7 protein-coding genes are annotated in these 5,518 nt (G+C 62.0%); 6 read left to right on the top strand and 1 reads right to left on the bottom strand.

What is annotated here, in order from left to right:
- The first annotated feature begins 93 nt into the window (after positions 1-93).
- From PJE01S_RS23995 to PJE01S_RS26240, 6 genes are all read left to right on the top strand, one after another.
- Complete coding sequence (locus tag PJE01S_RS23995) at positions 94-489, top strand: 3-keto-5-aminohexanoate cleavage protein (protein ID WP_068836226.1); 396 nt, start codon at positions 94-96, stop codon at positions 487-489.
- Positions 490-521: 32 nt separating this feature from the next.
- Positions 522-1,829, top strand: a complete 1,308-nt coding sequence (locus PJE01S_RS23990; RefSeq protein WP_068836225.1) for an MFS transporter — start codon at positions 522-524, stop codon at positions 1,827-1,829.
- A 40-nt stretch (positions 1,830-1,869) separates the two neighbouring features.
- On the top strand, positions 1,870-2,520 hold the full coding sequence (locus PJE01S_RS23985; protein ID WP_068836224.1) for a DsbA family oxidoreductase: 651 nt from the start codon (positions 1,870-1,872) through the stop codon (positions 2,518-2,520).
- Positions 2,517-2,726 (top strand): Rieske (2Fe-2S) protein, encoded by a 210-nt coding sequence (locus tag PJE01S_RS26120; protein ID WP_245660968.1) that lies wholly within the window; start codon positions 2,517-2,519, stop codon positions 2,724-2,726. The genes PJE01S_RS23985 and PJE01S_RS26120 overlap by 4 nt, the downstream gene beginning before the upstream one ends.
- A 532-nt stretch (positions 2,727-3,258) precedes the next feature.
- A complete protein-coding gene (locus tag PJE01S_RS23975) occupies positions 3,259-4,392 on the top strand; it encodes a porin (protein ID WP_068836223.1) in 1,134 nt (377 codons plus the stop codon).
- Positions 4,393-4,597: 205 nt separating this feature from the next.
- On the top strand, positions 4,598-4,714 hold the full coding sequence (locus PJE01S_RS26240) for a MoaD/ThiS family protein (RefSeq protein ID WP_174548580.1): 117 nt from the start codon (positions 4,598-4,600) through the stop codon (positions 4,712-4,714).
- 87 nt (positions 4,715-4,801) lie between these two features.
- Here PJE01S_RS26240 and PJE01S_RS23970 read toward each other — a convergent pair.
- The coding region (locus PJE01S_RS23970; RefSeq protein WP_157090466.1) for an acetyl-CoA C-acyltransferase at positions 4,802-5,518 on the bottom strand (717 nt) is incomplete at its 5' end.

The following is a 5,518-nucleotide window of genomic DNA, read 5'->3' as shown; positions in this document are numbered from 1 at the left end:
AACGCGCCGCGATCATCGGAGACAAACCGTACTGAGCCGCCAACGGTGGACACTCACGGCCATTTTTAAAACCTCTGAAAAGAGGACTGAACCATGCATTTCCTAGACGACTCCCTGCTGCCAGAAAACCAGGAAACGCTGGTGATTCAGGGCGCTCCATACGGCCCCCAGTATGTGCCCGATGGCGCTGTCCTGAGCATCGAGAGCCTGGGCCGCCATGTGCTGCCGCTCAACACCATGACCATCGCCATGGGCCTGCATGTGCGCGTCGGCACCGAGGACCGGCTGAGGGGCCGCAAGGCCGAGCGAATCTCCTCGGTCAAGCAGATTGAGCCGGTGGTTCGGATTTCGCGCGGGCTTTACCGTGAACGTGAAGTGGCCTCGGCTAACGACCCGTGCCATCTACTGCATCGGCGATGTATTACGACAGCGTGGAAGAAACCCTGGCCCAGAACGGCTTCCCCCGACCGCAAGCTAATAACCGCTTAAAGCATGGCTAAAAAATATATCAGGAGACAACCATGACTCCTATCGACATGGACGCAAGTCCGCAAGACGGCTACCTGGTCGGCAAAAAGCACGCCTGGTTTGCTTTTGCCATGACCTTCGCGCTCATGATGTTCGACTACATCGACCGGCAGGTGATCGCGTCGCTGTTTCCGCACATCAAGGCGGAATGGAATCTGAGCGACAAGGAGCTGGGTGGCCTGGTTTCCATCATCTCCATTGTGGTGGCGATTGGCAGCATTCCGGTGGCGCTGCTGGCGGACCGTCTGAGCCGTGTCAAGAGCGTGGCCGTCATGGCCACCACCTGGAGCCTGGCCACCATCTCCTGCATGTTTGCGGGCAGCTACGCCCAGCTGTTTGCGGCGCGGGCCGTGGTGGGCGCGGGCGAGGCCGGATATGGGTCGGTGGGTGCGGCGCTGATCTCCAGCCTGTTCCCCAAGCGCCTGCGCGGTGCCTTGCTGGGTGCCTTCTTTGCCGCGGCCTCGCTGGGCTCGGTGCTGGGTGTGTTGCTGGGCGGCATGATTGCCGCCAAGTGGGGCTGGAAGACCGCCTTTGGCGTGGTTGGCGTGCCCGGCCTGGTGCTGGCTCTGCTGTACCTGCTGGTGCGCGATTACAAGACGGTGGCACTGACCCCCAAGCTGGACCGGATCACCCAGTCGGCCGGGGGCACCATCAAGCACATCTTCAGAACCCTGGCGCGCACCCGCACCCTGCTGTGGGTGTGCCTGGGTGGCGCCATGCAACTGGTTGTGGTGTCTGCCGTCTGGTCCTGGATGCCCAGCTTCCTGAACCGCTTCCATGGCATGGCCCCCCACGAGGCCTCCAAGCAGGCGGCGCTGATCATTCTTGTGAGTGCACTGGGCAATGTGTTCTGGGGCTATGTGGTGGACCGCACGGGCCTGCGCCGAGCCCGCAACAAGCTGACCTCGCTGGCCGTATTGTGTGTGATCACCATGGTGGTGTTTCTGTTGGCTTTTTCCGCCACCCAGTCGGGTGCCGTGCAAATCAAACTGATATTGCTGGGCGGCTTCTTCATGACCTGCACCCTGGGTGCGGCGTCTGGCGTCGTGATTGATGTCATTCACCCCGGCGTGCGTTCCACCGGCTCTGCCGTGCTGGCGCTGTTCCAGAATCTGCTTGGCCTGGCCATAGGCCCGGTACTGGTCGGTGCGCTGTCCGACAAATGGGGCCTGCAGCAGGCCATGCAGGCGGTATCCGTCTTCAGCATGCTGGCTGCCGTGTTTTTCGTGATCGCCGCGCGCTGCTACGACCATGACGTGCGCCAAGTCGAGGGGATCCATGTGGATGCTCTTCCAGCCTAAGCTGCCTGATCTTTTACCTGAACTGTAGCGAGATTGAAACGTGGCTCAAGAACTTGTCATTGATGTGTATTTCGACCTGATCTGTCCCTGGTGCCTGATTGGCAAGCGCCATCTGGACCGGGCGCTGGCTGCGCTGGCCCAGATCGATCCTGAGGTGGCGGTGGATGTGCTCTGGCATTCGGTGCAGCTGCTCCCGGATCTGCCGGTCCAAGGCAGGGATTTCACCGAGTTTTACATTCAACGCAAGGGTAGTGCGCAGGCGGTACGGGAAGGCCAGGAACGGGTTAAACAGGCTGCCGTGGGTGCCGGGGCCGTGGTGGATTTCTCGCGTATGGCGCGCATGCCCAATACGCTGCAGGCGCATCAGTTGCTGGCGTTTGCCAGTGCACGCCAGACGACCCATCAGCATGCGCAATTGCTGGAGCGTTTGCTGGCAGCTCATTTCAGCCGGGGCGAAGATTTGGGTGAGCGTGCCACCTTGCTGGTCATCGCCCAGGACTTTGATCTGCCAATGGCGGAGTTAAACCACTGGCTGGAGTCCGGCATGGGAAAGCCGATGCCTTTGGAAGTACCCGGAGTACCCTTCTTTGTATTCAACCACCGAGTCTCCCTGTCGGGCGCGCAGCCGCCCGAGCTGCTGCTCTCCGGCATGCGCCAAGCCCTGGAAGCGCCGCTTGCGCTGCATGCATGAGCGAGCTGTTGCACGTTCCGCAGCACAAGCTGCCTGCACCGGGCAGCCGTTCCATCGTGCGCGAGGCTGGCCTGTGCCTGGCCTTGTTCCATGTGGACGGCAAGCTCTATGCCATTGACGACAGCTGCCCGCATGGCGGCGGCTCGCTAGTGATGGGCATGCTCGAAGGCCTGCAGGTGCGCTGCGCTGCCCGGCCCATGGACTGAAATTTGATATACGCAGCGGGTGCATGTCTTCCGGAGGCCTGCGCGTGCGCAGCTATCCGGTCACTGTGGTGGATGGCCAGACCTTTGTCAGCCTGCTCCAAACCCCAAATGAAACGGCCTTGCCATGAAACCAACCCTTAATGCGGTCAATAACTTCCTCGCAGTCGACGGCAAGTGCAAAACCGGTATTGAGTTCATCGCGCACGAGATTTGCCGGGTGGGAGTGGCGTTGCTGGGTAGGCGCATCACATTTTTGTCAATTGCCGCGCAGGCACCCGTTCGGCATGACCGGTGCCCGACTGGCAGGCTAAGCGTTACTGGAAGGCCGGCGTCGCAGGGCCTGGCATGTCGTGGTGCCGATGTGCGTCAGAGGCGGCATGGGGGTGGCTGGCCTGTGTGAGGGATTCTCCTGATGGCAACGGCATCTGCGGACCCAAGGGTCTGCCTGATGAATCGCTTGTCGTCGGGCGTATGTGGGGGCCCCTAGCAGGGGCCGGGGTTTTATTTGCAAATCAACTTGGAGACATGAAAAATGAAGAAATTGCTGCTGGGATCGATCGCGGTCCTCGGGTCGGGCTTGTCGCTCGCGCAGTCATCGGTCACGGTGTTTGGCGTGCTGGATACGGCGCTCGAAATCACCAAGGCCGATGGCGCCCCGTCGCTCACTCGGATCCAGTCGGGCGCCAACATACCAAGCAGGATTGGCTTCAAAGGCAGTGAAGACCTGGGTGGTGGACTTTCTGCTGCATTCTGGCTGGAGGCCGGTGTCTTCGTCGACACCGGCGCTGGTCAGCTGACCAACTCGAACAATACGCCAGCGGGCTCGACAGGGGCGGGCGGCCTGACATTCAACCGCCGGTCCACGGTGAGCTTGCTGGGCCGGTTCGGTGAGGTGCGTGTGGGCCGCGACGTGGTGCCTAGTTCCCTGAATTACGTGGTGTTCGATGCATTCGGTGGTAATGGCATCGGAAATTCCAGTGCGTTGATGTTGAGCAATGGCGTGTTTTCCAGCGTAACCGCCTTGCGTGCATCCAATACCGTCGGCTACTTTCTGCCGTCCGATCTGGGGGGATGGTACGGTCAGGCCATGGTGGCCCTGGGCGAAAATGCTTCGAATGTGGCCCCGGGAGCTACGGGTAAACATGATGGCGACTTCTACGGTGCGCGAGTCGGCTATCGCAACGCCAAGCTGGATGTGGCGCTGGCCGCCGGGCGCACGCGCTACGAGCTGCCGCCCACGTCCACGGCGGTTGCAGGCAACTCGGACCGCCTCAATCTCGGTGCCTCGTACGACTTTGGCATGATGCGCCTGCTCGGCCTGGCCAGCACCGAGCGGCGTGCCCGTGGAACGGGTGGTGAGGGCAGCAACGTGAGCTTCAGTGTGGGCGCCGTCATTCCCCGTGGCGCTAGCGATTTCAAGCTGCAGTACGCGCAGGTCAAGCAGAACGTGATCGCCGGCAGCAACGATGCACGGCAGTATTCCGCCGGTTGGGTCTACAACCTCAGCAAACGCACCGCGCTCTACACGACGCTGAGCTTGCTGGATAACCGTGGCAATTCGAAGCTGTACGTCCTGAACACCACCGGCGGACTTTCCACACCGGCCACGACGATACCGGGTGGCAATATCCGCGGCTTCGATTTCGGCATACGGCACAGTTTCTAAACTCGTCCGGAGTAATTTGCCGAGGTCGTTACACACGATGTCAAAGATGGGGGGCAATCATGCGCCCCCATCTTTTTGCCTGTGTCCGAACCGAGGGAGTCGGCCCGGTGATGGCATGACTCAGCGCGGACCGTGTGTTAGGGGAACTCTGATCAAGCCCCGGTAGCGCAGCTTGGTGAAGTGAACGATGCGCTTGATCGTGCCGATGGCATACCCGACCCGGGCGCGCAACGGCCATGACATCCAGCCCGAACAGCGCTTGACCCGTACCCTGCTTGAAAACGACGTGCTGGAGATCTGGCCGCCGATTGCCGCGGGCTGAGTTGCGTTTTATGGATTAAAAAGGCCTCCGGCCCATGAGGGGCGGGTGGGAGGTGCTATCAATATTGAAGTCTTGCCGGGTCGCGGCTCAAACCCGCTCGAAAATCGCCGCGATGCCCTGACCGCCGCCTATGCACATGGTCACCAGCGCGTAGCGGCCCTGGATGCGCTGCAGCTCGTACAGGGCTTTCACCGTGATCAGCGCGCCGGTGGCGCCAATCGGGTGGCCCAGCGAGATGCCCGAGCCGTTGGGGTTGACCTTGGCCGGGTCCAGCCCCAGGTCACGCGTCACGGCGCAGGCCTGGGCGGCAAAGGCTTCGTTGGCCTCGATCACGTCCAGGTCCTTCACCGTGAGACCGGCCTTTTTCAGCGCCAGCTGCGTGGCGGGCACCGGGCCAATGCCCATGTATTTGGGGTCCACCCCCGCGTGGGCGTAGGCCACCAGGCGGGCCAGCGGCTTGGCGCCGCGGGCCTTCGCGGTGCCGGCTTCCATCAGCACCACGGCGGCGGCCGCGTCGTTGATGCCCGAGGCATTGCCCGCCGTCACGGTGCCGTTTTCCTTGAGGAACACCGGCTTGAGCTTGGCCATGTCGGCCAGCGTGCAGCCGGCACGGAAATGCTCGTCGGTGACGTAGGCCACCTCCCCCTTTTTGCTTTTCAGCATGACGGGGACGATCTGGTCCTTGAAGTAGCCGGCCTCGGTGGCGCGTTGGGCGCGGTTGTGGCTTTCGACGGCAATCGCGTCCTGCTCTTCGCGGCTGATGCCCCACTTGGCGGCGATGTTCTCGGCCGTCACGCCCATGTG

It is taken from the genome of Polaromonas jejuensis NBRC 106434 (genome assembly GCF_001598235.1).
GTDB lineage: Bacteria > Pseudomonadota > Gammaproteobacteria > Burkholderiales > Burkholderiaceae_C > Polaromonas > Polaromonas jejuensis.
Note: the sequence above shows the minus strand (reverse complement) of the source record. Positions and strands in the feature narration are given on the sequence as shown.